The sequence below is a fragment of the Photobacterium panuliri genome, from assembly GCF_059920555.1.
In genome coordinates this window covers 1,997,750-2,022,235 of the sequence record NZ_CP197192.1, presented here as the reverse complement: position 1 = coordinate 2,022,235, position 24,486 = coordinate 1,997,750, and the positions used below count along the sequence as shown (strand labels likewise).

Genomic DNA, 24,486 nt, shown 5'->3' with positions numbered 1-24,486 from the left:
AAAAAATGCATGGATAATTAAGCCATGCACTACCGGAAACTCTGCAATCCCTCTGGCTAAAATAGCGACAAAGTCTGATTCAAGTTACAGCAGTTAAACGGATAATCCGTACTATTCCTATTGGGGATTAGTGAACCTGCCCATTTTTTGTCATAATAATTGCTTACATAAGAACGAAAGACGGATACCTACTATGGGATGTTGTGACACACCGGGATTGATCCCTGTCGAAACTGCGCTAGGCAAAATTCTTGACCAGGTGAGCCCGCTTGAAACGGTGCATTCTGTACCGCTAACCGATGTAATGGGCTTGGTACTGGCTGATGACATCTGCTCGCCGATCAACGTACCGCCATTTGCCAATTCGGCAATGGACGGTTATGCCCTTCGTATTGCCGATCTCGAGCATACAGATACGCTGGAAATGGTCGGCAAATCCTTTGCAGGTATCCCATTTGAAGGAACCTGCCAGTCAGGTCAATGCATCCGTATTATGACCGGTGCAGAAATCCCCGCAGGAACTGACACCGTTATCATGCAAGAAGAAACGGAAGCCAACGGCAATCAAATCCGTTTTACCGGCCGTGCCAAGCAAGGAGAGAACGTTCGTCCTATTGGTGATGACGTGAAACTGGGTGAAGTCGTTGTGGCTAAAGGCAACCGTATTACGGCACGCGAAATGCCGCTACTGGCCTCACTGGGCATCGCCACCCTGCCGGTTTACCGCCGTCCGGTTGTCGCCTTCTTCTCAACCGGTGATGAGCTGCGCCCTGTTGGCGAAACACTGGATGCAGGACAGATTTACGACAGCAACCGCTACGGCATCCGTGCCCTGCTGGAAAAATTCGGCTGTGATGTGATGGATCTTGGTATCATTCCTGATGATCCAGCAAAACTGCGTGACGCATTCAATGCGGCAACCCAAGCCGACGTACTGATCACCTCTGGTGGTGTCAGTGTGGGTGAAGCCGACTACACCAAAGATATTTTGGATCAAGAAGGTGAAATTGGCTTCTGGAAAATCGCAATGAAGCCGGGCAAACCATTCGCTTTTGGTACCATTAAGAACACTTGGTTCTGTGGCCTGCCGGGCAACCCTGTTTCTGCGATGGTTACCCTTTACCAGCTGGTACAACCTATGCTGGCAAAACTTGCCGGCCACAGCCAATACACGCCACCACAGCGTTTGGCAGCCAAGGCAACAACAACCTTCAAGAAACGTCCTGGACGTGCCGACTACCAACGCGGCATCTACCAGATCAATGCCCAAGGCCAAGTAGAAGTCGCCACAACCGGCAACCAAGGCTCAGGCGCATTCAGCTCGATGCACCAAGCAAACTGCTTTGTGGTTCTTGAACAAGAACGCGGACGTGTCGAGGCAGGCGAAACAGTCACAATCGAACTGTTTAATCACACCATGTACTGATTCCGGGCATCTCCGGAAATATCTATGCACACAGCCGCTGCCATTAATATGGCGCGGCTGATATAACGAGATAGGATTTACTTCGTGGTAGAACTTTCTGATGCAGAAATGCTGCGCTATAACCGCCAGATCATTCTGCGCCAATTTGACTTCGATGGCCAAGAAGCCCTAAAAGGCACATCCATGCTGATCCTCGGTGCTGGTGGCCTTGGCTGCGCATCCACCCAATATCTGGCAGCCGCCGGAGTCGGTAAACTGACATTAATCGATGACGATAAGGTCGAGGTATCAAACCTGCAGCGTCAAGTCCTGCATTCAGACAGCACAGTGGGCATGCTCAAGGTTGAATCTGCCAAGCAGGCATTGCAGCGAATCAACCCATACCTCGAGGTTGAGACATTGGCACAACGGCTCGACGACGCCGCCCTTATGCCGCTTATCGAGCAGCATGATATTGTGCTGGACTGCAGCGATAACGTTGAGACCCGCAACCAGCTTAACCGTTTGTGTTTTGCTGCCCGTACCCCGCTAGTCTCTGGTGCCGCGATCCGCATGGAAGGCCAAATTAGCGTCTACACCTACCAAGATGGCGAACCTTGCTACCAGTGCCTCAGCGCCCTTTTCGGCCAACAGGCGCTCACCTGCGTAGAAGCGGGGATTATGTCTCCGGTTGTCGGTATTGTTGGTGCCGTGCAAGCAATGGAAGCGATCAAAGTTGTCGCCAATATGGGACAACCGTTAACCGGCAAAATCCTGATGCTCGATGCCATGAGCATGAGTTGGCGGGAAATGAAGCTGGGTAAACAGCCTACCTGCACCGTCTGCAGCGCAGAGTAACAGAAAGCCAGCCACCTCGGTCGCTGGCTTTTTATTTATAGAGGCATTTACGCAACTTTTTGCGCATGACTAAATAAAATAGACCTAAACTCAATACAATAACGCGCTTAGGGGAACCCTCATGCATGATCTCGTTACCGCAGGCTTTTCTGTCTTCATGGGCTTTTTTGCCATTATGAACCCCGTAGCCAACACCGCGGTTTTTATCGGCCTAACCGCCAAACAATCAGCCAACCAGCAACGTAATACTGCCATCAAAGCAACCTTTACCGCCTTTTGCATCGTCGCCGCCTTTAGCCTGCTCGGCAAAGGGATCTTCCAAGTATTCGGAATCACCCTACCCGCGCTCAGATTGGCAGGTGGGATCTTAGTATTCGTGGTTGGCTATCATATGCTCCAAGGCAACAGCTCTTCAATGCACAGCAGCGAACCCAGCGACGAAGGGCAGGATGTGTCTATTTCTCCGCTAGCCCTGCCCATTTTGGCTGGTCCCGGTACCATCGCTACCGCAATGAACTATTCAGCCGCAGGAAGTATGCTTCACATCCTGCTAACCATTACGGCCTTTGGCGTGTTGTGTCTAATCACCTTGGTGTGCTTTATCTACGGCCAGAAACTGGTCAACTTCCTCGGCGAGGACGGCATCAGTATCGTTACCCGTTTGATGGGGCTGATCCTTACCGTTATCGCCATGCAAATGGCCATTCAGGGCGTTCACGATGCGACTCTGCTTTTCGATCAAGTAAAGCCCTAGCCTATTCATTAGCATTAATTAACTACACTGCGTTAAAAAACAAGGCCCGCACTGGCGGGCCTTGTTGATCGGAAGCTACAGCAATCTATCATCACTTTATAATATAAAGATCACGCGTATAGCGGGCCTCTGCGGCATTAGTCTTCGAGTAGCCCCCCACCTTGGTGCTCTTCAGTATCGAGCGGGTATAGTGATAGAGAGGAATTGCTGGCATTTCATCTGCGAATATTTGTTCAGCCTGCTGATAGAAGGCATTGCGGTTTTCGTTATCGGCCGCCAGTATAGCCTTCCCCATCACCTCGTCATACTCTGCGTTTGACCACTTGGCGTAATTCATCCCTGTTGATTCAAAATATGACAGAAATGTCGATGCCTCGTTGTAGTCCCCCATCCAAGCATAGCGGGCGACAGAAAAATCTTGCTGTCCGAGTTTTTGCAAGAACGTCTTCCACTCTTGGTTTGCAAGATTCACATGCGCCCCTAACGCCTTTTTCCACATAGAAGACATGACTACAGCTAGCTTCTTATGCGACTCCGAAGTGTTATATACAAGCTCAAACTCTAACGGGTTGTCCTTGCCATAACCGGCTTTTTCCAACAGGGCTACCGCCTGTTTCTCTCGTTGTTTCTGCTTAAGCTCGCCCCATGCGAGATCAGGAGCGTTAAAACCATCAACCGATGGCGGTGTCACACCATAAGCGGGTAGCTGCCCCTGCCCAAGGATTACATTTGTGACAACGTCACGATCTATGGCGTACGCCAAGGCCTTACGCACATCAGCATTATCAAACGGCGGCTTATGAACATTAAACAAATAATAATAAGTACCGAGAGCTGGCATGGTGATCAATTCATCTGGGCGCTGCTTCTTGATGGCGTTGTACTGCTCAAGCGGAAAAGAAGAGGTAATATGAATTTCCCCCGTACGGAAACGGTTATATTCGGCTGTTAAGTCCGCCACAGGCAAATAGGTAACGTTATTAATCACCGTTTTATCGTTGTTCCAGTACAGTGGGTTACGCTCAAGCACAATACGTTCGTTCAATACCCATTCCTTGAGTTTATAGGCACTGCTGGTCACGATATTTTCAGGCTTGGTCCATGCATCGCCATGCGCCTTAATGGCAGGCGCATAGACTGGAAATGTCGACTCGTGCACCAACATTTTGACAAAATACGGAACAGGTTTATCAAGGGTGATTTGCACAACCTTGTCGTCGATCGCCTTCACCCCAAGCTGGTCAGGTGCAAGTTTACCGCCACTAATCGCAGCCGCATTCTGAATATGGGCCGTAGAATAATACCACGCATAAGGCGCACCGGTTTTCGGGTCGATAACGCGCTTGAAACTATATTCAAAATCAGCGGCAGTGATAGGCTCACCATTCGACCACTTTATGCCGTCGCGTAAATGAAAAGTATAAACCTTACCATCATCAGAGACATCCCAACGTGAAGCCAGAGCCGGTATTACCTCGCCCTCAGGGGTTTGGGTGACCAAGCCCTCAAACATATCGGTAATCACCCGAGAGCTGGCATTATCAGACGAAAAATTCGGGTCTAACGTCGGGACTTCGTCACCATTGCCCCGCACTAAGTCCTGCACACTGGCGAGCTCTACCCCTGTTGGAACATTGGCGGCCCAAACAGCTGGAACTGATAACATCGCAATTGCCGTCGCAATCACCGTTAGCTTACATCCTTGCATATCCATATCCTTATGGTCATCGAAAGCCACCAACATACACATTTTCAGACTGCCAGACCATATTAATGGTCAAAAAAAAGCCAGTGATAATCACTGGCTTTTCTCTGTTTTTACAGCTTATTCCAACAATAATTAATTGTCGTTTAGGCGAATACCATCACGCTCGATAATGATCATGCCTTTCTTGTATAGGCCACCAATGGTCTTTTTGAACGTCGCCTTGCTGGTACGGAATTCTTTGAAGATCGCTTCAGGGGTTGACTTGTCGCTCAACGGCACAAAGCCACCTTTACGCTCAAGGGTAGAAAGGATCTTATCAGACAAATCATCCACCTTGGCACGACCGGCTTTTTGAAGTGACAGGTTGATCTTGCCATCCGGACGGATCTCTTTGATGTACGCCTTCAGTTTCTTGCCTGGGAACAGTTTACCGAACGACTCGGTCTTGAACAGAAGACCCCAATGTTGGCCTTCGATTACCGCCTTGTAGCCCAGATCCGTCACTTCTGCGATCTGTACTTGTACTTCGTCGCCCACTTTGTAACGCGCTGGGGTCTTGTCTAGGAAACGGTTAAACTTCGTTGAACCAACAATACGGCCTGATGCCTTGTCCGTGTAGATGTGGACCATGATTTCCTGCCCCACTTCCAAACGGCGGCGCTGCTCGCTGAACGGAACCAGCAGGTCTTTCTGCAATCCCCAATCAACAAAAGCACCCACGCCGCAGATGCCTACAACGCGCAGCAGAGCAAAATCACCGACGATTGCCGTCGGCTTCTCGGTCGTTGCGATAACATCATCTTCAGAATCGAAGTAGACAAATACCTCAAGCTTATCCCCCAGTTCAGTGCCGGCAGGAACACCCGATTTTGGCAACAAAATATTGCCAAAGTCTTCACCACCATCAAGAAAAACGCCAAAATCTACCAGTTTGACGACTTCTAATGTGTTGTATTGTCCAATTTTGATCATTGCTTTCGACACTCTCGGAAACTTAGTTACACCAGCTCAAGGAATAGCAGGTATTCATCATAATATCAGGGAGCATATTATACGTGATGTTTGTTCAAGACGCCTGACCTATCTTCATTTTATTGTTTAGTTTTTCAACCACCGAGCATTACGGCAACAAATACTGCTGCTATTTCACTGTTTATTCATCTAAAATTAACCCGAAAAATTTAAGCTCACTGTTATTAATGTTATCCAGAGGTATGGAAATAGAGTGATCACTGTTGAAAAGAAAGACGGCCATAAACTGAAAATCTCCCATGTCATTCAGGAAACCACCAACCGACAGCTTGACCTCTATATTTTTGTGCCAGGCGAGTTGGGACTCAACAGCCATATCATCACCGAGGATGAGTTTTTCCATAACGCCATCCAAGGTAAACGCACCTATTACAGTGATATAAACCACCTACCTCTTGTACACAGCCGCCTTGCCAGCCGAGGAAAGCTATCCACGGAGCAATACCGACTCAGCTTGAGCCTGTATGCCTACCAGTATGCACTGGCACTGGAAAAAACTACCCAGCTCCTTCTTGATGATCGCGAAGAGCGTACGCTCGAAGAAGTGGAAGATGTTGCCAAGCTGACCCGCCGTATCCTCAAGCGACTACGCCGAAGCGTACCGACTGACGATAAACTGCAAAAGTACTACGAGAATATCGATAACTACCTCAGCTGGTACACAGAGCAACGATTGCTCGAGCTCGTTGCCCACCTGCCTCGCAGCAGCGATTACAGTGAAATCAAAAAACTACTGCTTGAGGTATGTGAAAAAGAGTCTACCCACCGGATAGAGAATAACTACAACTCTAGCCGAGCGATGGCCGACCCAACCCGGATGTCGAACAAAATGCGCTTGCTGCGACGCTTGATTGAATACCCGGTCACGATGAAAGAGAAAACCATCGAGCTAGGCAGTACAACCCGTAAAGTTGTCACTGGCTTTGCCGCCGGTTTTGTGATGATTTTCGTTACCCTGATGCTCATTCAAGCGCGTGGCGTACTGGGCGACATTACCGCCTCGTTTATCTTAGTTTTGTCATTTATCTATGCGGCCCGCGAAGTCTTCAAAGACGACCTTAAATCGATGCTATGGCGTTGGGTACGCAAAGGTAAGCCAAAGTGGCGCAAGCAATTTTTCGACGTCAACTCTAACCAGCTCATCGGCCGTCAGCTGGAATGGATGGAATATTGCAGCTATAAGAGCCTGGATGAGGAAATCCGCAAAGTCCGACGCCACACGGTTTCACAGCGTGAAGAAACCATTTTGCACTATAAAAGCACAACTCGGATGTCTCCGACCAAGTTCTTGACCGGTTATGAAGAAACGCGAGAGTCAATCATGCTTAACCTTCGCGATATTACCCGGCTAATGGAAAAAGGCTCGCAGAAGATCTATCAGGTAAAAGACGGGCAAGTCACCCGGGAATCCGTCGAAAAACGGCATTTGTTTAACCTCATCACCCGCGAGAGAGATGAAGATCAAACCGTTCGAATCCAACGCTGGAAAGTGATCATGAACCGTTCCAAAATTGTCGATATCGAAGCGATCGAAAGCAAAGAGTCGGCTTGATAACCCTACAATTAGTCCGTTGTAACTGCTGCTATTCTCAGCCAAACTGAAACTGTACTTGGCTGAGAATAATAGCAGAATATGATGAAAACCTTGTCCCAATGGGTATTTAACAACACTTTCCTCACCTTGCCCGAAGGCTTTGGCACTCCGGTATCCCCACACCCGCTCACCCAGCCGTTTCTGATCAGTGTTAACCCACAAGTGTGCCGAACCCTTGATCTCGACCCCGAATCTGCCAAGCATCCATACTTTATCAATATATTTACCGGCAATGACCAACTGGCCGGATTCGCCCCATTCGCCATGAAATATACCGGCCATCAATTTGGGCAATACAACCCAGATCTGGGTGATGGGCGTGGGCTGTTAATGGGTGAGGTCATCAATAATGCAGGCGAGAAATGGGATATTCACCTCAAAGGCTCGGGTATCACCCCCTACTCTCGAATGGGTGACGGGCGTGCCGTTTTACGATCATGCATTCGGGAATACCTTGCCAGTGCCGCCATGCATGGATTGGGGATTGCAACAACCCATGCCCTTGCGGTGCTATCCAGCGACACACCGGTTTACCGCGAAGATGTCGAACGAGGCTCAACCTTGGTTCGAGTTGCAGAAAGCCATCTTCGTTTTGGCCATTTTGAATACCTTTTCTATACCGGACAACATGACAAAATAGCGACATTGGCTGATTACCTGATCACGCACCACTTCCCCGATTTGGCCACCCTAGACTCCCAGAACCGATATCGGGCAATGTTCAAGGTAATCGTAACACGTACCGCACACATGATTGCCGATTGGCAAGCAGTCGGATTTGCCCACGGGGTAATGAACACGGATAACATGTCCGTGCTAGGGCTAACGCTTGACTACGGGCCGTTTGGGTTTCTTGATGACTATGACCCCGGGTATATCTGTAACCATTCTGACTATGCGGGCCGCTATGCTTTCAATCGCCAACCTAGCATCGCATTATGGAATCTGTCAGCTCTTGGCTACGCGTTGAGCTCTCTTATCGACAAACAACAGATTGAAACGGTTCTTGATACCTACGAGCCCACCCTGCAGGCAGCATACAATATTAATATGCAGCGAAAACTCGGTCTTGATGCCCCCTCCGCTACAGATGCGCAGTTATATGAAGAGCTATTTGCACTATTGGCATCACAACACGTCGACTATACCCTGTTCTTCCGTACCCTAAGCCATATTGCCCAACCAGATATCCCACAGTCAGCCTCACAATTTCGCACGCTGTTTAGCCAACTCCCCCCTCTAGAACATTGGCTAAAACACTATGCACAAAGATTAACCCTACAAACAAGCAGCGACGAACAGCGCCGCAACATCATGCTGAATAACAACCCCAAATACATATTGAGAAACTACCTTGCCCAACAGGCGATTGAAAAAGCTGAGCATGGGGATGTCAGTATGATCAATGATCTCCTGATTGCGCTCAGCACTCCCTTTGATGAGCAGCCGCACTTCGAATCGCTGGCAGCAATGCCACCAGCATGGGGGAAGAAAATCATCATTAGCTGTTCATCTTGAAAACACGCCAAAATAAGAACGGTGTTAATTTATAAAATATAGAGTTGGTTCACGAAACGAAAAAAGAATCGAGGAATTTAAGAAGAATACAACCCAAAACATGGCGTGTTGTTCTCAAATATTGGTAAATTCATGGCAGTTTTCTCTCAATCTTGACGCTATGAACACAAATCGTATTACCAGTTTTGATGCAGGCAGAGTCATTGCACTATTTGCCGTCATTACCATCCACTGCCAACTCTTTAAAACCGCCCCGCTGATCAATGGGGAGCCATGGGTTGGATTAGTCCTAAACCAACTCAGTCGTTTTGCTGTTCCCCTATTTTTTATTCTGGCTGGCTATTTTATTGCCCCAAAACTTAAAGATGCGCCTTTTCCAACGTTAAAAAAATATGGCCAGCCACTCCTTAAAGTCTGGCTGGCTTGGAGTGTGATCTACCTCGTTTCGCCGTTTAATTTCGATACCCTGATCAAACAAGGCTACTTTGCCGAGCGCATGGGTTACTGGCAATATTTGCTTTCTCAACCACTTAATACCTTGTTTGAAGGCGGAATGGTCCACCTTTGGTACATCCCTGGGTTGCTATCTGGCCTGTTTGTTATCGCCCTTTGCTTTAAATACAAGGTGCCGCATACAGCAATCGTTGCAATTGCCGTCATTATTTACCTATACGGGCTAATGGGGGGCAGCTATACCGCAGTTTTCCATATTGACCCACCGATTTTCACCCGGAATGGTCCTTTTATGAGTACCTTGATGCTGGGTATCGGCATATGGCTAAGGATCAACAATACCCGCTGCCGTTTGGCCGTTGCGGCGACAATTACCTTAATTGGAGTCCTGCTTCATTTCGGCGAGGCTATGTTCCTTCTCCGCTTTGATATGCCATTCAACGAACACGATTTTTTATTTGGCACACCAATTTGGGCAACCGGGCTATTTCTAATGCTACTTAGCCGCCCTCAATTTGGATCATTTCCAGCACTCCCTTATTTAAGCCAACAGGTATTGGGCGTTTACCTTTGCCACATACTCATCATTATCTATTTGATGAACCTGCTGCCCATGCTCGGGGTCAGCGGCTATACCAATGAGATAGCACGCTGGGTACTCGCCTGCATTATCAGTTACGGTGTCGTCAGCCTGATCGACAAAACAGCACTCAAAAAACTTCTGCTCAGATAAAGCAGGATCATCAATGATCCCGCATGATCCAATACAAATAAAAACCGGCTACTGCCGGTTTTTCTCATTCAGGGGTTATCTTCGCCACTTACCGCAGCTGCCCAAACATCACTAAGGTGTCATTACCGATGAAACACCATGATCTTTCAGCCATGACTGCAAATGTGCCGATGTTGTGATGTGGCGACTTACAATGGAACACGGTTTATTTACAGCGTGAGTCGCCAATAATAACAGCCTAACCAAAAGTAAAATGGCCTCATTGCGATCATCATATAAGTAGTCGAGTTTGGGATGTGATTCATCAAGCCCCAGCGCAAACTGGGCCAATTGGTCAATATCAACCACTACACCATCAAAATATTGCAAGAACGTTTCCACCAGCAACGCATTGGCTGGTAACTGGGCACACAAATGTATTTTCAACCCGCCCACTCCGCGTGCTAATCCTTGCTCTGCCAATAAATCACAGACTGTCGCCGCTTCGCTAAAGGTACGAACAAAAGGTAGCACCAACTGTATACCGGTACTCCCCAGCTTGGATTGGGCCCGTTTAACCGCTTCGCATTCCAGTTCAAAGGCCTTACGTCGACTTTGCTCAGCAAAGCGAGAAACACCACGCAGACCAATCAGCGGGTTAATCTCTAACTCTTCCATTTCGGCTCCCAGCAATCCTTTGCGCTGGTGGGAGTCTGCGCCGCTCAGACAGACCAGCAACGGTTCTTCACCATGCAGCTCTGCCGTGCGGATAATTTTCTGGGCTATTGCCTCTACCCAATACTCCGCAGGGCTATTCTCGGTTTGCGCCAATAGCTGTTGCTGGGTAGAACCGGGCAATTGTTCGGGATATGCTATCGCATAAGGATGCATACCCACCTCTTGAACCAATCCATCCAGCGAGAGCATTCCTACCGGATAGTTTTCCTTCCCCAGTTGCACTGTTGAACACACTACTTTTTTTAAATGTATATCTGACTGAACACTGTTTGTCATAACGCACCGCTACTACTTCAGTAAAGGCTGCACAAAGGCAGGCTTAAGGACAGGGCTAATCAGGAAGAGGTTATATCTGGCAAGGGGGCATTGCCGCGCCAATCACCGCATATGCTCACCAACAATCGCAATACAGGCAATGATCCTTGCGCACGAGCTGTAACACTTCCATGTTTGCTGTATTGCTATCCGACAGGAGATTCATGCAAAACAGCGGCAACCTCAACATACCTAGACATAGCATTTGGTGCAAGTTGCCTCGGAGACAAAACAATGCTTATGCATTTGTTTTGCATCTATATCGCAAGAAAATGCATGCAACCACTCATTAAACGTCTAAAAAAGCATCGAATCATGAACTTGCTTGCTAAAATCAGTGTGTTGGCTGCATAAAACCAAATAAAAAATTAAGCTAAATCACAAGTTTGGTTTATTCCTGCCGACAATTGGGCTATCTTTACGCGTCATTAATTTTGTAACACCGAGATAGGCAACGAATATGCCAATGAAAACAGATGAACTCCGCACGGTCAGCCTTGGCCCAATGCCAACGCCTGCAGAGGTTGAAGCCGCTTACCCTACAACCGATGAAATAGCGCAGCATATTGCCAGCGCCCGTCGCCAAGTTGAAGCGATTTTAACCGGGAATGACTCGCGTCTTCTGGTGATCGTTGGCCCTTGTTCGGTGCACGATCCAGACGCCGCCCTAGATTACGCCAAGCGCCTGCTTGATATGCAAAAGAAATACAATGACGAGCTTTTTATCGTCATGCGTACCTATTTCGAAAAGCCGCGTACGGTAGTTGGCTGGAAAGGACTGGTTTCCGACCCTAACCTCGACGGCAGCCTAGATCTGGTCAAAGGCCTGCATACCGCCCGTAAGCTATTGGTGGATATCAACCAACTTGGCATGCCCACTGCTACCGAATTTCTGGATATGATCACCGGTCAGTACATCGCCGACCTTATTTCATGGGGCGCTATTGGCGCACGCACCACCGAATCTCAAATCCACCGTGAAATGGCTTCGGCACTTTCCTGCCCTGTCGGGTTCAAAAACGGCACAGACGGCAATATCAAAATCGCCGTTGATGCAATTCGGGCAACACGCGAACCACATATCTTTTGCTCGCCGTCTAAAAATGGTGAGATGACTATCTACCGTACATCCGGCAACCCTTATGGGCACGTTATCCTACGCGGCGGCAAGATGCCGAACTACCATGCAAGTGATGTTGAAACAGCCTGTACGACTATCGGCGAGTTTGGCTTACCTGAACGACTGATCGTCGACTTTAGCCACGGTAACTGCCAGAAACAGCACAAGCGCCAGTTGGACGTTGCCGCCGATATCTGCCAGCAGCTTGAAAGCGGCAGCCGCTATATTGCCGGCATCATGGCCGAGAGCTTCATCGAAGAAGGCAATCAGGCAGTTGATCCAACCCAGCTTGACCAGCTAACCTATGGCCAGTCTATTACAGACCCTTGTATCCACTGGGCAGATACCGTCACCATGCTGGATATGCTAGCCAGCGCGGTAAAACGCGCCAATAATCAATAATGACTATTTGCCCAGTGGCTAATGACTGGGCTTTTCTCTAACGAACTAGGATTTTCCAATGCCATCTTTTGACATTGTTTCTGAAGTAAATACCGTCGAACTAAAAAACGCCGTTGATAACTCCAACCGCGAACTGGCAACCCGTTTTGATTTCCGTAATGTTGATGCCGAATTCAGCATCAACAAAGAACTCGTTAAAGTGAGTGCCGAGTCAGACTTCCAAATCAACCAGATGATGGATATCTTGCGCAACAACCTCTCCAAGCGTGGTGTTGATGCCCGAGCAATGGAACTTAAAGACATTGTTCACTCTGGCAAGACGTTCTACCAGGAAGTTCAGTTCAAGCAAGGTATCGACAGCCTGACCGCCAAGAAAGTGGTTAAGCTAATCAAAGACAGCAAAATCAAAGTTCAGGCAGCCATCCAAGGCGACAAAGTGCGTGCAACAGGCAAGAAGCGCGACGACCTGCAAGCGGTTATGGCTCTGCTACGCGAAGCAGATATGGGCCAGCCATTCCAGTTCGAAAACTTCCGCGACTAACCGCAGAGTGACACGATCTCAATCTAACGGGAGGCATTCGCCTCCCGTTTTCTTATCTTTATCCCCGCTTTAAGCCCTTTTTACGGCCAACTTGTTTTTTGGCGCATTTTTAGTTAAATCTTCACAATCCCGCGAAGTGCTTAACAAACCGTTATTTTTGATTATATTTGCCGTTAGCACTAATGATTAGGGTTCAACACATATGCATGTTATTTGCGCAAACAGACCTGCCAAGAGATAAATTCCATAGTTGAAGTACGGATAATCCCCTATACTTGCCGCCGTCCTATCTAGGGTTCCATTTGTAGATTTAAAGGTTAAATATTTAGAGATATCGGGCAGGAAAATAATAAGTAGCTTTGAACTGCATGGATAGAGCACCAATCGAATTAGGACGTCATGAATGATTTTCCAGATCATTCCCTCTCATATTGCTTCTTACCGTTCCATCTGACTGGCTGAAGCCGGTTCAGCTTTCTGCTCATATTCCTTTGTCGTCTATTGCAAATTAGCGACAAAGCAAGGAAGAAACACAGCGAGAACCCTTTGAGGGCTATATATACACATACCTTAAAAGGAGATGTCCATAATGGACACTGTGAAAAACAATACTGTTCAATCACAAACAACATCAAAAGCCAAACTTGGCTGGAGTAAAAGCGATACAGTATGGGTTCTTGGCCTATACGGTACGGCTGTAGGTGCCGGTACGCTATTCCTGCCAATCAACGCGGGTGTGGGTGGTTTGATCCCACTACTGGTTATGGCGATTCTAGCACTGCCAATGACATACTTCGCACACCGTGGTATGACTCGTTTCGTGCTATCTAGCTCTAACCCGGGCGCTGACATTACTGAAGTTGTTGAAGAACACTTTGGTGCTGGCATGGGTAAAGTCATCACTTTGCTTTACTTTTTTGCGATTTACCCAATTTTGCTGGTATACAGCGTTGCACTGACCAACACTGTAGAAAGCTTCATGCAGTACCAACTAGGTATCGAACCACCAGCCCGTATCTGGTTGGCGCTGATGCTAATTGTTGGCCTAATGGCAATTGTTCGTCTAGGTGAGCAGCTAATCGTAAAAGCAATGAGCGTGCTGGTTTTCCCGTTTGTTGCGGTTTTGGTTATGCTAGCACTATACCTAGTTCCTTACTGGAACGGTGCTATCTTCGACAACATCATCCCAGCTGATGGCGGTGTAACTACCATTTTCATGGCAGTTTGGCTAATCCTTCCTGTTATGGTTTTCTCATTCAACCACTCACCAGTGATCTCTTCTTTTGCTGTTGCCAAGCAAAAAGAGTACGGTGCGGATGCAGAAAAACAGTGTTCACGCATTCTGGCTCGCAGCCACGTAATGATGGTCGTAACTGTCATGTTCTTCGTGTTCAGCTGTGTGCTGAGCCTGTCTCCTGCTAACCTTGCAGAAGCCAAAGCACAGAACGTATCTATCCTGACTTACCTGTCTAACCACTTCCAGACACCTATGATTGCTTATGCAGCACCTATCGTTGCTATCATTGCTATCACTAAGTCATTCCTTGGCCACTACCTTGGCGCAAGTGAAGGTCTGAATGGTTTGATGCTGAAAGTTGCTCGCAGCAACGGTAAAGAAGTTAGCTCTAAAACGCTGAACACTATCACCGCTGTATTCATGCTACTGACAACTTGGGCTGTTGCCACTATCAACCCAAGCATCTTGGGTATGATCGAAAGCCTAGGCGGCCCAGTTATCGCCATGCTGCTATTCATCATGCCAATGTACGCAATCAAGAAAGTACCGTCTATGCGCCAGTACTCTGGTGCAATCAGCAACGTATTTGTTGTGATTATCGGTCTGATTTCTATTTCAGCAATCTTCTACTCACTGGCACAATAAGTCATTGTGTAGAGACTGAACAAAAGTACTGATTAATAAGGCCATCATTTGATGGCCTTTTTTCTTTTTGTTAGTCTGCCTCTCTCTTATCGCTTACTGCCACTTCCTATGACTCAGCCCCATCAAACAGACAATCCGCTCACCTGGCCTCTTATGAGCCTGTTACAGCAGCAACCACAGGGGTGGAAAATCCATACTCTGGCTACCGCATTGCGCGAAAAAGATCTTCTCGGTTCCCTTGACGACGATCCGCTGCAAGACCTATTCAAAGCCAACTTCTTGATCATGAATGCCCTATTTCAGCTTAGGGAACTATTGCTTCCCCAACAGTGGCTCTCTATTTCATCCATGCAGATTGAGCTCTCCCCCACCGCAGATGGCCCATTACCTGCTATCGACGACCCACTCGCCGATTATTATCTCAACTGGACGCATTACGACACCGATAACCATGAGATAGATAAGCTACTGGATCACTTCTGGCAACGTTACCAGCACCATATTGATGGCTCAGGCAACATAACGAGCTGTTACTCTGTCGACGCGCGCAATGCCGATCTGGCCTTGCTCGACCTAGAGCCCGATGCATCATCCGAGACCATACGCCGCCAATGGCGCCGCTTGGCCCTGCGCTGGCATCCTGACCGCCCCAATGGCGACAGTGACCGGTTCCGCCAACTGTGTGCCGCATGGCAGCACTTGAGGCAAACCGCCTAAACGATCAAAGCCATGCGTACCAGAGTAAGCAGAGGTTTCAATCAACTGATGAATATCAGGCCGAATAATATTATGCTGATGCATTCTCAATAACGGACAAATTAGAAAAAATGACCGAATTCGAAAAGATGCTCGCAGGCGAAGACTTCGATGGCGGAGATCAAGGCATCAACCACATTCGCGACAATGCAGCCAACCTGTTGATGACCATTAATCAAACCATTGATGAATCTAAACGGGGCGAACTACTCGAACAATTAATGGGCAACATTTCTGCTTCTAGCATTATCCGCTCCCCGTTCTACTGTGAATTCGGTAAGACTATTTTTATTGGCGACAAAACCTTCATCAACATGAATGTCACGATGTTGGATGGCGCGAAAATCACTATCGGAAACAATGTGTTAATCGGACCAAACACCCAATTCTACTGCGCCAGCCACCCTCTTGACTATCGCAGACGTCGCAACTGGGAAACCAGCTGTGCACCGATAACCATCGAAGATGATGTGTGGATTGGCGGCAATGTTGTTATCAATCAAGGCGTAACTATCGGCGCGCGGTCAGTGATTGCGGCTAACTCAGTGGTCAATTCCGATGTGCCGCCCGACTCTCTTTACGGTGGCACTCCCGCGAAGTTGATCCGCGTTATTCATGAAAATTCAGCCGACGCCTAAAATGCAGAAACGCCCAAAGGTCAGTCACTTTGGGCGCTCTTCTCTTTATCGATAACATCTCGCGGGACAGAAGCAAGTTTCAAGTAGCCTAGTGAATGGTCGGCAGTAGCACGGAATTACCGCCTTTATCAACTAAATCCCTACTACGTTGCCCCCTGATAGTGATAAAATCTCTGCACCAGAATTACTGAGAAACTCTATGTTTATCCATCATGTTAACGGCATCGACTGGCTGGTGATTACAGCTTTTGAAGAACTGAAAACGCTATTTATCGAAGATGCGGGTGCGATTCCCTCTTGCTTCTCTACCGCCAGCGAATTGAGCCTGATTGACCAAGCCAAGCGCACTTATGGGTATTTACCTACGCTCAGCGGCGTAATCACCGATACCGGTACTTTTCAAAGCCAGGATAACGAAGAAGATTTGAACCCACAGCTTGCCTGTCTAGTTGAGGGGCGTGGTCGGGTATTTATCTATCACGGCGGTTTTGTGGCTTTTGTCGATGACGAGCAAACCTTTATTACCCGAATGGACTGAAAATTATTTGGTAGGTTGAAATCGACGAATTGTATCTACCACCACAAACAACACACCCATTAGTATATTGAAACGCACAGCTGAAATTTCATCGAATCGGTAGATGGCTTTTAATGCCACGACGTACAACATTCACGATTTCATGATACTTAGCACCTATTCTGCCAATCCATTTTGGATAGCAAATTCCAGCAAACTAGGTATGTCACCTTTTACCAAAATTGGCATTGCTTGTTCAATCGTTTCAACATCCCAATCCCACCATGCAAGCCTCAGTAGTATTTCTTGGTCAACATCATTAAACCTAGTCTTAACTACCTTTGCAGGATTGCCAACCGCTATGCTAAATGGTGGGATATCTGTTGATACTACTGATTTAGAACCAATAATTGAACCATGGCCGATGGACACTCCGGGCATAACAGTAACGTCATAACCTAACCAAACATCATTTCCTATAACAGTATCTTTGTACTTTTTAAATGGGTAGTCTGACAGCGGCAAAGCTTCTGCCCATTTACCACCAAAAACAGCAAATGGATAGGTAGTAATACCCGAAGTGGCATGATTAGCGTCAGGCATTATGAACTGAACGCCGTTAGCAAATGCACAAAATTTTCCGATATAAAGTGAGTTACCTGAAATACCAAAGTTGTACAAAACATTCTTCGTTAAAAAACTTGTCGGGTCTTCAAAATCACTGTAATAGCTATACTCTCCGACATGTACATTGGTAACGTCGCTTTCAGCAACAAGTGGCTTCAATAAGACAGTGTTTTTAAAACCTTTAATGGGAAACATGTTGTTCTTATCCATAACTTTACACTCAGTATGATTTGTTTTAATTATCCCACATTCAGCGAAACAATCATTATTGTAACGACAACCACGTAAACAAAATGACAAACAAGGCATAACCATGACATATATGTCTTGATTATTTGTTTTGCGTAACAAACGGAAACGCCCAAAGTTATTAGCTTTGGGCGTTTCTTCTAGCAAACTGGTTACGACAAACCGAGCTTTAAAGTGTCATATGCAGAATTGGAAAAGGTTTTCCCATATCATCAAGAGGTGAGCGAGCAAAAACTTTAAAACCCATATGCTCGTAGAAACCTACTGCTTGCGGATTTTGTTCGTTAACATCGACTTTGGTTGCGCCTAACTGCTTTATTGCGTATTGCAGTAGCATCTTACCAACACCCTGCCCTCTTGCCTCGCTTAAGATGAACAGCATTTCAACTTTTGAGTCGTGAATACCCACGAAACCTAAAATTGAACCACTTTCATTTTTTACACATCTTAACGTGACAGCAGGAAAAGCCTGCTCAATGATAATGGGTTTAAAAAACTCAATATCTTCTTCTGTTATGAAGTCATGAGTTGCTCGGACTGAATTTTCCCAAACATTAAGCATTTCTGCGTAATTTTCAGGAAGCACATTTTCTACAATCATCGGATTTTCTCTAAAGTTGACTGAAATTCATGTGCAGCCGCGAGCGAGCATTCTAGCCCCAAGATATACGTATTGTCCACAAATCGCATACCGCTCGATTAACTTGCTGCCAACTACGCAAGACACCAACAGACCACCGTAATCACCAAAGTCAAAGTGAGCTCAAAATGCCACAGGTTGGCAGTCAGGTTGAAGCGATTGTTAAATACCGTCTACTCTTTCGCACAACCAGTCTTCTTCTACGCTATTTCGACTAGCTATACAACCTGGAGGCATAGTAGCTATCTCGTAAAGAGAAGTATCAAAGGAAACAGCTTGTTCCATACTTACAACAAGCGTATCTGAAGGATTACTAGTAGTACCACACATGAAAGCCCAAGAGTGATCATCCGAATAATGGATCACATGTAAAATGGGGAATCCTTGATCTACTACTTGCTTCGTTATCAATGCTGCTACGTTTTTATCTTGGTCAAAACTCCAAGTCATAATATTTCCTTAGGCATGTAACGAATGACATGGACTCTCCCTCATCCAGTTTCCACTCTTGGTGATCCTGAGTAAGAAAACGTTCGGAGGCCACCATGTCACTTTCAATCTATGGCATTGATTTAGCCAAACATTCATTCAGTATCCACGGCGAAGACGCCAATGGCAACACCCTGATTCACAAAACAATATCTCGAGCAAAAGTACTCACATTCTTTGCCAACTTGCTGCCTACCATTGTCGGAATGGAAACCTGCACGGGTTAACCGATGTATGACTAGGGGGGGGCACCCAGTCTGGCCCTGAATAAAACTAGCAGGCAGTGGCAAGACCGCAGTAAGAGACCCTCTATATGTGCTTGTCGTAAACGACGATAATCGACCGAGCGAATTAGACAACTTTGTTGTTCGATTATATTGGCTGCTAAGAGATTTACCCCTTGACAACCCGATAGCTCATATGTGTTATGCCCGTTCAACCATTTTCAGAAAAACGAAGAATAATCCCCACAATTGATACTACCAAAGCTATGATTGACATCCAGATTGAGATATTAAATTTCCTCTGTTGCTTTCGCATATCAATCAACATAAGCAGGTGGTCATAACACTGAAACCACTGCTTTGAATAGTCACTTCCCGCGTCATAAGGCTTTCTATTACCATCGGAAGATTTGATGTGCGGGTAATATGCGTAAAGCTGTTTCAGCATAACCTTAAGTTCTCGGAGTGAAAGCTCTGCTGTTTCTGGCTCAAAAACCTTACACTTAAAGTTGTCTACATCTACTATTTTTGCCATTCAATACAATCTCGTGTCGATTTGGACTCTTAGGGGCATAACGAATTACATGGACTCCCCTTCATCCAGATTTTCCACACTTGGTGAGCTTGAGTAAGAAAACGTTTGAAGGCTGCCATGTCACCTTCTATCTATGACATAATCTTAATCTAATTGTTATGTGTAAAACCTAGCTTTCCATTGTTATATCTTCTACGTTGCCATTTTCGTCAAATGAAACACTAACAACGTAATCCGTAACCTCATCCGGAAGAGTAAAATCATACACCTCTTCGTCATCCCACTTACGACGTAAAATAAGTAAACCTATAACTTTCTCTGACGATGGGGTTGCTGAATCTAAATATTTTTCCCAATAATGGCTTGGAAGTTGTTCTAGATGGTGGGATACAAATTCATCAATACTGCATTCACCTAATTCTGTGCCCGATGCATTTTTTATGGCTTCTAACGCCTTTTTCTCGTTACTCAAACCAATCTCCTTTTATACATAACAAATGACATGAACTCCCACTCAACCAGACTCTGCCACTCTTAGTGAGGCTGAGTAAGACAACGTTTGATAGCTGCCATGTCAATCCTGGGAAACCAAAAAGTTGCCATTATTGCGTGTGTTAGGAAGATGGTTGTGATCCTAAATATGATGCTTCGAGATGGCGTCATGCGGGATGAAAACATAGACCCAAATTAGCTATTGACGCCATAGTCGTTTGTTATGCGTTACTCAAGGTAGACACCCCATGAATCACACCAACCACCGAATTGCTTCATTTTATTGCTTACATTTTTTTGAGTACTTGCAATAAATTCATGTTCAACTTTACTGAAGACTGAAAATTGAACGTAACCATTAAAATCACCATTCTCAATATCTTCCTCATCAGGGTCATAAAACTCACAGTTCGGATATAAATTTTCTATAGCTTCCTTTTCATTACTACTCAGGGGCCAATGATTAAAATCAATATTAAAATCTACTCGAACTTTATCCTCAAAATTAAAGCCATTCTCTGCAAGTCGGCGCATGACATCACCATCTACATCATTTGGAAAAATCATCAAATACCCCATTACGCATAACGAATAACATGCCCCCCTCCCCCAGACTCTGCCACACTTGGTAAGTCTGAGTAAGAAAACGTTCGGAGGCTGCCATGTAACTTTCTATGGCATTGATTTAGCCAAACATTCCTTCAGTATCCACGGCGAGGATGCCAATGGCAACACCCTGATCCACAAAACAATATCTCGAGCAAAGGAAGTATTGCGTTTGCGCGTACAGGACTTTGATTGATAAGCCTTCATACTTTCAACCACCTCACCATCTCCTACTTGATGGTTGTTCAACTTTTTCAAACAAGCTGTTCGTTTTTGCCCCCTGTTTGCATCGCACGTTGCTTTCTACACTACAGAAAAGACCCTATTTTGGAGGCAATGATGGCAATCCGGCGTATCAAACAAATCATTCAATCCCATCCATCATCTGATGGCAATGGCGTAAAAATCCAACGCGTACATGGCTTTAATAACCCCAGCTTTTCACCGTTCTTAATGATCGATGAATTGAAATCAATCAGCCCTGATGACTATATCGGCGGGTTTCCGCCCCACCCTCATCGCGGTATCGAAACACTTACATATATGCTCAATGGCCATTTCCAACATAAAGACCATATGGGAAACATCGGGGAATTACGAGATGGCGGCGCGCAATGGATGTCTGCGGGAAAAGGTGTCATCCACAGTGAAATGCCGATGATAACAGACAGCTCGCTACACGGCTTCCAGATCTGGATCAATTTGCCTGCGGCCAAGAAAATGCAGCCTGCCCAATACACGGATTTTCAGCCAGAGATGATTACTGAAAAGACATTAGGCCAAAACGGCTTGGTTCGGTTAATTTCAGGCGATCTCACCATTCAAGGCGATGCAATTAAAGGACCATTGCAGCAAACGGGCGTGCCTACCACAATCGCAGACTGGCATGGTGTCAAAGGGGCGAAATTTACCAGTTGTCTCAACCCCGACTTCCAAGCGATGCTCTATGTCTACAAAGGGACAATTGACGTGGAAGGACAAGCCGTGAAAACCGGGCAGCTAGCATTACTCGAACACGGTGAGGTGCTAGCTATCACAAGCACCGAGGACAGCGGCGTGCTATTGCTCTCGGGGATCCCAATCAATGAACCTGTGGTGCATTACGGGCCGTTTGTGATGAACAGTATGGAAGAAATTGAGCAGGCTATTGAGGATTACCAGCAAGGAATGTTGGTCAGCAATGCCAACCCGTGATCGGTAAATAGCAAAACGCCCCAAAGAAAATACTTTGGGGCGCTTTGCTTTTAAGTACAAGATTAATCGTACAGTGACGCTTCGCCTTCCGGGCGGGTTTTAAAGCGGCGATGCAACCACATGTACTGCTCGGGAGCCTCCATAATAGAACGCTCGATAGCCTTGTTGACATAAGCTGCCGCCGCGTCGGGATCATGATGCGGAAACGCGTCTAACGGCGGATAGACCTTCAAGGTGTATTTCCCAGAGTCAGACTGGCGAACCATGGCAAACGGCACCACTGCGCAATCAGACGCATCCACCAGCAAACTCGTTCCCGTTGTCGTGCAGGCTTTTTCGACGGCAAACAGAGGCGCAAATGAAGAACGGCGCAAGCCATAATCGTGATCAGGTGCGTACCATAGCAATTCACCATGACGCAAGGCGTGAAGCATGCCTTTAACGTCTTTACGGTCCACCATGTATTTGTTGGAGCGCACCCGTCCTTTAAACTGGAAATAGTCGTAGCATGGATTGGTATTCGGGCGATAGACCCCCACTCCCGGAGTGCGCATGCCGAAAGCACGAGCGCCAAGTTCAAGGTTCATCGAATGGATAGCGACCAAGAGCACCCCTTTCCCCTGAACTTGGAGTTTATGGATATGCTCGATGCCCTCAACTGTCACATGACGCTGGACACGAATATCAGGCCAAAACCATGCCATCGCCGTTTCAAAAACGGCCAAGCCCGTGTTGTCGATATTCTTTTTCACCATCTCGGCACGCTTATCGGGTGACAAGTCAGGGAAACACAATTCAAGGTTTCGCTCGATAACGGCTTTGCGCTTTTTCATAAAATGCATTGCCAATCGACCAAGCCCCTGCCCAAGCCGGAACTGTATAAAGTATGGCAACCAACTAAGCAAATACATCATGCTTACCAGTGCAAGAGCCCCCCAATATCTTGGGTGCAATAGTGACCTGCTAAATGTCGGTGCAGTGAACTTACTCATAAGATTCAATATCCCGTTATAATTATTATTCCGCATACTAGTTTAGCCTTATTGGCCAATAGCGTAGATGAATACTCTTGCGGTATTTTATATTTTATGTCACTGCATTCTATTGCGCCCTAAATATCGATGCAAGACACTGAACTTATGACGTTTAATTTTTCAGCTTGCATTAAGCTAGCGGCTAAAAACCACACAAAAAAACGGCAGCAACCTTTCAGTTGCTGCCGTTTCTATGCTTTCTGAAATATCAATCAGATAGGCTGTTTACGCCGTTCGCTCCTTTAGTTCAGGCTCAGCCTTACTGTAAAGGCATGGTTCACCTTCAGGCCGAGTTTTGAAGCGGCGGTGTAACCACATATATTGATCAGGCGCTTCCATAATGGATTGCTCTACGACTTTGTTAACAAAAATAGCCGCATTCTCTGGATCATTACGGGGGAAGTCTTCAAATGGCGGATTGATTTTAATGACATATTGCCCAGAATCCGATTCACGAACCATAACAAAAGAAGCCACTTCACTGCCACTACTGTCCACCAGCAAACTGGTGCCGGTAGTGGTACAAGCCTTATCCACCGCAAACAGCGGAGCAAACGTTGAGCGACGCAAACCATAATCATGATCTGGCGCATACCAAACCCGGTGGCCGTCTCGCAACGCATTCAGCATTCCTTTGACGTCTTTGCGGTCAATAAGCGTGCGGTTCGATCTTGAACGACCAAAATACTGAACATAATCAAACAATGGGTTATTGTTCGGACGATAAACCCCAGTCCCCGATTTATGAATACCGAACGCACGGGCACCCAACTCCAAATTCATCGAATGCACCGCGATAAACACTGCACCCTTGCCTTCTTTTTCGAGTTGCTCAATATGCTCCAGCCCTTCAATACGCACATGGCGATTTACTCGAGCATCAGACCAAAACCAAGCCATACCAGTTTCAAAAAGCGCCAAACCGGTGTTATCGATATTGCGCTTCATCATCGCTTGGCGTTCGCTTTCACTGAGTTCGGGAAAGCAAAGCTCCAGATTACGCTCTATCGTGAAACGGCGTTTTTTCATCAGCCCAATGGCTAAACGACCGATCCCCTTCCCCAACCAGCGCTGCACTCGATACGGCAGCCAGCTCAATGCGTACATAACGAAAAGCAGCAGCCATGTCGGCCAGTATCGAGGTAAAAAAAAGGTCCAGGAAAACTCAGGGGCAATAGATTTGCTCATAGTTGGGAATATCGTCAGTTGGTTGCCAGCAGTACAGTATTCATGCTGTACAAAACCAGAAATTAAGAGGCAAGATAATACGCTTACATACATGGAAAAGACAGTACATTCACGCTTATAACACATTTTATTTCTGATATGTTATCTTCTTCGTAAAATTTCAAATAACCTTATGAATATTTAAAATATTTGGCAGTAAAACAATAAAAAAATGACAAAATTGACGCTTTTTCACTCTGCGTATTTTGCCATTTTTCTATGCTTT

General features: G+C 46.5%; 25 protein-coding genes and 1 pseudogene. 15 read left to right on the top strand and 11 right to left on the bottom strand.

Annotated features, from left to right (window positions below; genetic code table 11):
• Positions 1-193 precede the first annotated feature (193 nt).
• The 3 genes from moeA to ACSF8X_RS09355 all read left to right on the top strand — a co-directional run bounded on the left by moeA (position 194) and on the right by ACSF8X_RS09355 (position 3,017).
• Positions 194-1,426 (top strand): molybdopterin molybdotransferase MoeA, encoded by a 1,233-nt coding sequence (gene moeA, locus ACSF8X_RS09365; protein ID WP_500849757.1) that lies wholly within the window; start codon positions 194-196, stop codon positions 1,424-1,426.
• An 84-nt stretch (positions 1,427-1,510) separates the two neighbouring features.
• Positions 1,511-2,263: a molybdopterin-synthase adenylyltransferase MoeB gene (moeB, locus tag ACSF8X_RS09360; protein ID WP_500849756.1), complete on the top strand. Its 753-nt coding sequence runs from the start codon at positions 1,511-1,513 to the stop codon at positions 2,261-2,263.
• A gap of 121 nt (positions 2,264-2,384) precedes the next feature.
• Positions 2,385-3,017 (top strand): MarC family protein, encoded by a 633-nt coding sequence (locus ACSF8X_RS09355; protein ID WP_500849755.1) that lies wholly within the window; start codon positions 2,385-2,387, stop codon positions 3,015-3,017.
• A gap of 91 nt (positions 3,018-3,108) precedes the next feature.
• Here ACSF8X_RS09355 and ACSF8X_RS09350 read toward each other — a convergent pair whose 3' ends face one another.
• Positions 3,109-4,725 (bottom strand): peptide ABC transporter substrate-binding protein, encoded by a 1,617-nt coding sequence (locus ACSF8X_RS09350; RefSeq protein WP_500849754.1) that lies wholly within the window; start codon positions 4,723-4,725, stop codon positions 3,109-3,111.
• Between the two features lie 132 nt (positions 4,726-4,857).
• Positions 4,858-5,697: a CvfB family protein gene (locus ACSF8X_RS09345; RefSeq protein WP_047878061.1), complete on the bottom strand. Its 840-nt coding sequence runs from the start codon at positions 5,695-5,697 to the stop codon at positions 4,858-4,860.
• Positions 5,698-5,950: 253 nt separating this feature from the next.
• Between ACSF8X_RS09345 and ACSF8X_RS09340 the strand changes: the two genes are divergently transcribed.
• The 3 genes from ACSF8X_RS09340 to ACSF8X_RS09330 all read left to right on the top strand — a co-directional run bounded on the left by ACSF8X_RS09340 (position 5,951) and on the right by ACSF8X_RS09330 (position 10,055).
• On the top strand, positions 5,951-7,309 hold the full coding sequence (locus tag ACSF8X_RS09340; RefSeq protein WP_047878060.1) for a hypothetical protein: 1,359 nt from the start codon (positions 5,951-5,953) through the stop codon (positions 7,307-7,309).
• Positions 7,310-7,402: 93 nt separating this feature from the next.
• Positions 7,403-8,869: a protein adenylyltransferase SelO gene (locus ACSF8X_RS09335; protein ID WP_500851171.1), complete on the top strand. Its 1,467-nt coding sequence runs from the start codon at positions 7,403-7,405 to the stop codon at positions 8,867-8,869.
• Positions 8,870-9,029: 160 nt separating this feature from the next.
• Positions 9,030-10,055 (top strand): acyltransferase, encoded by a 1,026-nt coding sequence (locus ACSF8X_RS09330; protein WP_500849753.1) that lies wholly within the window; start codon positions 9,030-9,032, stop codon positions 10,053-10,055.
• A 111-nt stretch (positions 10,056-10,166) separates the two neighbouring features.
• On the opposite strand, the gene ACSF8X_RS09325 is transcribed toward ACSF8X_RS09330, so the two are convergent.
• Positions 10,167-10,994, bottom strand: a complete 828-nt coding sequence (locus tag ACSF8X_RS09325) for a putative PEP-binding protein (protein WP_500849752.1) — start codon at positions 10,992-10,994, stop codon at positions 10,167-10,169.
• Positions 10,995-11,547: 553 nt separating this feature from the next.
• On the opposite strand from ACSF8X_RS09325, the gene ACSF8X_RS09320 reads away from it, so the two are divergent.
• The 6 genes from ACSF8X_RS09320 to ACSF8X_RS09295 all read left to right on the top strand — a co-directional run bounded on the left by ACSF8X_RS09320 (position 11,548) and on the right by ACSF8X_RS09295 (position 16,964).
• Complete coding sequence (locus tag ACSF8X_RS09320; protein ID WP_047878056.1) at positions 11,548-12,609, top strand: 3-deoxy-7-phosphoheptulonate synthase; 1,062 nt, start codon at positions 11,548-11,550, stop codon at positions 12,607-12,609.
• A gap of 58 nt (positions 12,610-12,667) precedes the next feature.
• The gene (locus tag ACSF8X_RS09315) at positions 12,668-13,150 is read left to right on the top strand and encodes a YajQ family cyclic di-GMP-binding protein (RefSeq protein WP_047878055.1); all 483 of its coding nucleotides are present in this window, start codon (positions 12,668-12,670) and stop codon (positions 13,148-13,150) included.
• 589 nt (positions 13,151-13,739) lie between these two features.
• Positions 13,740-15,032, top strand: a complete 1,293-nt coding sequence (locus ACSF8X_RS09310) for a serine/threonine transporter (RefSeq protein ID WP_047878054.1) — start codon at positions 13,740-13,742, stop codon at positions 15,030-15,032.
• A gap of 51 nt (positions 15,033-15,083) precedes the next feature.
• Positions 15,084-15,749 (top strand): DNA-J related domain-containing protein, encoded by a 666-nt coding sequence (locus tag ACSF8X_RS09305; protein WP_500849751.1) that lies wholly within the window; start codon positions 15,084-15,086, stop codon positions 15,747-15,749.
• A 110-nt stretch (positions 15,750-15,859) separates the two neighbouring features.
• Complete coding sequence (locus ACSF8X_RS09300; RefSeq protein ID WP_500849750.1) at positions 15,860-16,426, top strand: sugar O-acetyltransferase; 567 nt, start codon at positions 15,860-15,862, stop codon at positions 16,424-16,426.
• Positions 16,427-16,625: 199 nt separating this feature from the next.
• Positions 16,626-16,964, top strand: a complete 339-nt coding sequence (locus tag ACSF8X_RS09295; protein WP_047878051.1) for a hypothetical protein — start codon at positions 16,626-16,628, stop codon at positions 16,962-16,964.
• 156 nt (positions 16,965-17,120) lie between these two features.
• Here the strand turns inward: ACSF8X_RS09295 and ACSF8X_RS09290 are convergent, their stop codons facing one another.
• The 3 genes from ACSF8X_RS09290 to ACSF8X_RS09280 form a co-directional block, all read right to left on the bottom strand.
• Complete coding sequence (locus ACSF8X_RS09290) at positions 17,121-17,780, bottom strand: CatB-related O-acetyltransferase (RefSeq protein ID WP_500849749.1); 660 nt, start codon at positions 17,778-17,780, stop codon at positions 17,121-17,123.
• A 208-nt stretch (positions 17,781-17,988) separates the two neighbouring features.
• Positions 17,989-18,420, bottom strand: coding sequence for a GNAT family N-acetyltransferase (locus tag ACSF8X_RS09285; RefSeq protein WP_047878050.1), 432 nt, complete (start codon positions 18,418-18,420; stop codon positions 17,989-17,991).
• A 201-nt stretch (positions 18,421-18,621) separates the two neighbouring features.
• Positions 18,622-18,909: a hypothetical protein gene (locus ACSF8X_RS09280; protein WP_047878049.1), complete on the bottom strand. Its 288-nt coding sequence runs from the start codon at positions 18,907-18,909 to the stop codon at positions 18,622-18,624.
• Positions 18,910-19,004: 95 nt separating this feature from the next.
• Here ACSF8X_RS09280 and ACSF8X_RS09275 point away from each other — a divergent pair, with 95 nt between their 5' ends.
• Positions 19,005-19,175: a hypothetical protein gene (locus ACSF8X_RS09275; protein WP_500849748.1), complete on the top strand. Its 171-nt coding sequence runs from the start codon at positions 19,005-19,007 to the stop codon at positions 19,173-19,175.
• Positions 19,176-19,383: 208 nt separating this feature from the next.
• On the opposite strand, the gene ACSF8X_RS09270 is transcribed toward ACSF8X_RS09275, so the two are convergent.
• Both ACSF8X_RS09270 and ACSF8X_RS09265 read right to left on the bottom strand, forming a co-directional pair.
• Positions 19,384-19,707: a hypothetical protein gene (locus ACSF8X_RS09270; RefSeq protein WP_500849747.1), complete on the bottom strand. Its 324-nt coding sequence runs from the start codon at positions 19,705-19,707 to the stop codon at positions 19,384-19,386.
• A gap of 169 nt (positions 19,708-19,876) precedes the next feature.
• Entirely contained in the window at positions 19,877-20,179 is a 303-nt protein-coding gene (locus tag ACSF8X_RS09265) for a DUF2004 domain-containing protein (RefSeq protein ID WP_500849745.1), read from the bottom strand.
• 81 nt (positions 20,180-20,260) lie between these two features.
• Between ACSF8X_RS09265 and ACSF8X_RS09260 the strand changes: the two are divergent.
• Positions 20,261-20,398: pseudogene (locus tag ACSF8X_RS09260) on the top strand (IS110 family transposase); the annotation flags it as partial.
• A gap of 29 nt (positions 20,399-20,427) precedes the next feature.
• Here ACSF8X_RS09260 and ACSF8X_RS09255 read toward each other — a convergent pair.
• On the bottom strand, positions 20,428-20,766 hold the full coding sequence (locus ACSF8X_RS09255) for a ribonuclease E inhibitor RraB (protein ID WP_500849744.1): 339 nt from the start codon (positions 20,764-20,766) through the stop codon (positions 20,428-20,430).
• 375 nt (positions 20,767-21,141) lie between these two features.
• Here ACSF8X_RS09255 and ACSF8X_RS09250 point away from each other — a divergent pair, with 375 nt between their 5' ends.
• Positions 21,142-21,999: a pirin family protein gene (locus ACSF8X_RS09250; RefSeq protein WP_500849743.1), complete on the top strand. Its 858-nt coding sequence runs from the start codon at positions 21,142-21,144 to the stop codon at positions 21,997-21,999.
• A gap of 62 nt (positions 22,000-22,061) precedes the next feature.
• Here ACSF8X_RS09250 and lpxL read toward each other — a convergent pair whose 3' ends face one another.
• Positions 22,062-22,991 carry an LpxL/LpxP family Kdo(2)-lipid IV(A) lauroyl/palmitoleoyl acyltransferase gene (gene lpxL, locus ACSF8X_RS09245; RefSeq protein ID WP_500849742.1) on the bottom strand — a complete coding sequence of 310 codons (930 nt, stop codon included), beginning with the start codon at positions 22,989-22,991 and terminating at the stop codon, positions 22,062-22,064.
• 267 nt (positions 22,992-23,258) lie between these two features.
• Positions 23,259-24,221, bottom strand: coding sequence for an LpxL/LpxP family Kdo(2)-lipid IV(A) lauroyl/palmitoleoyl acyltransferase (locus ACSF8X_RS09240; protein WP_500849741.1), 963 nt, complete (start codon positions 24,219-24,221; stop codon positions 23,259-23,261).
• Between the last annotated feature and the right edge of the window lie 265 nt (positions 24,222-24,486).

Bases quoted from the DNA above. Each gene is read 5' to 3' on its own strand.
- ACSF8X_RS09355 (WP_500849755.1), top strand. From the start codon at position 2,385: ATGCATGATCTCGTTACCGCAGGCTTTTCTGTCTTCATGGGCTTTTTT.
- ACSF8X_RS09250 (WP_500849743.1), top strand. From the start codon at position 21,142: ATGATGGCAATCCGGCGTATCAAACAAATCATTCAATCCCATCCATCA.
- ACSF8X_RS09350 (WP_500849754.1), bottom strand. From the start codon at position 4,725: ATGCAAGGATGTAAGCTAACGGTGATTGCGACGGCAATTGCGATGTTA.
- lpxL (WP_500849742.1), bottom strand. From the start codon at position 22,991: ATGAGTAAGTTCACTGCACCGACATTTAGCAGGTCACTATTGCACCCA.
- ACSF8X_RS09285 (WP_047878050.1), bottom strand. From the start codon at position 18,420: ATGATTGTAGAAAATGTGCTTCCTGAAAATTACGCAGAAATGCTTAAT.
- moeA (WP_500849757.1), top strand. From the start codon at position 194: ATGGGATGTTGTGACACACCGGGATTGATCCCTGTCGAAACTGCGCTA.
- ACSF8X_RS09330 (WP_500849753.1), top strand. From the start codon at position 9,030: ATGAACACAAATCGTATTACCAGTTTTGATGCAGGCAGAGTCATTGCA.
- ACSF8X_RS09305 (WP_500849751.1), top strand. From the start codon at position 15,084: ATGGCCTTTTTTCTTTTTGTTAGTCTGCCTCTCTCTTATCGCTTACTG.
- ACSF8X_RS09315 (WP_047878055.1), top strand. From the start codon at position 12,668: ATGCCATCTTTTGACATTGTTTCTGAAGTAAATACCGTCGAACTAAAA.
- ACSF8X_RS09280 (WP_047878049.1), bottom strand. From the start codon at position 18,909: ATGACTTGGAGTTTTGACCAAGATAAAAACGTAGCAGCATTGATAACG.
- ACSF8X_RS09295 (WP_047878051.1), top strand. From the start codon at position 16,626: ATGTTTATCCATCATGTTAACGGCATCGACTGGCTGGTGATTACAGCT.
- ACSF8X_RS09255 (WP_500849744.1), bottom strand. From the start codon at position 20,766: ATGATTTTTCCAAATGATGTAGATGGTGATGTCATGCGCCGACTTGCA.
- ACSF8X_RS09345 (WP_047878061.1), bottom strand. From the start codon at position 5,697: ATGATCAAAATTGGACAATACAACACATTAGAAGTCGTCAAACTGGTA.
- ACSF8X_RS09310 (WP_047878054.1), top strand. From the start codon at position 13,740: ATGGACACTGTGAAAAACAATACTGTTCAATCACAAACAACATCAAAA.
- ACSF8X_RS09290 (WP_500849749.1), bottom strand. From the start codon at position 17,780: ATGGATAAGAACAACATGTTTCCCATTAAAGGTTTTAAAAACACTGTC.
- ACSF8X_RS09320 (WP_047878056.1), top strand. From the start codon at position 11,548: ATGCCAATGAAAACAGATGAACTCCGCACGGTCAGCCTTGGCCCAATG.
- ACSF8X_RS09270 (WP_500849747.1), bottom strand. From the start codon at position 19,707: ATGGCAAAAATAGTAGATGTAGACAACTTTAAGTGTAAGGTTTTTGAG.
- ACSF8X_RS09240 (WP_500849741.1), bottom strand. From the start codon at position 24,221: ATGAGCAAATCTATTGCCCCTGAGTTTTCCTGGACCTTTTTTTTACCT.
- ACSF8X_RS09275 (WP_500849748.1), top strand. From the start codon at position 19,005: ATGTCACTTTCAATCTATGGCATTGATTTAGCCAAACATTCATTCAGT.
- ACSF8X_RS09300 (WP_500849750.1), top strand. From the start codon at position 15,860: ATGACCGAATTCGAAAAGATGCTCGCAGGCGAAGACTTCGATGGCGGA.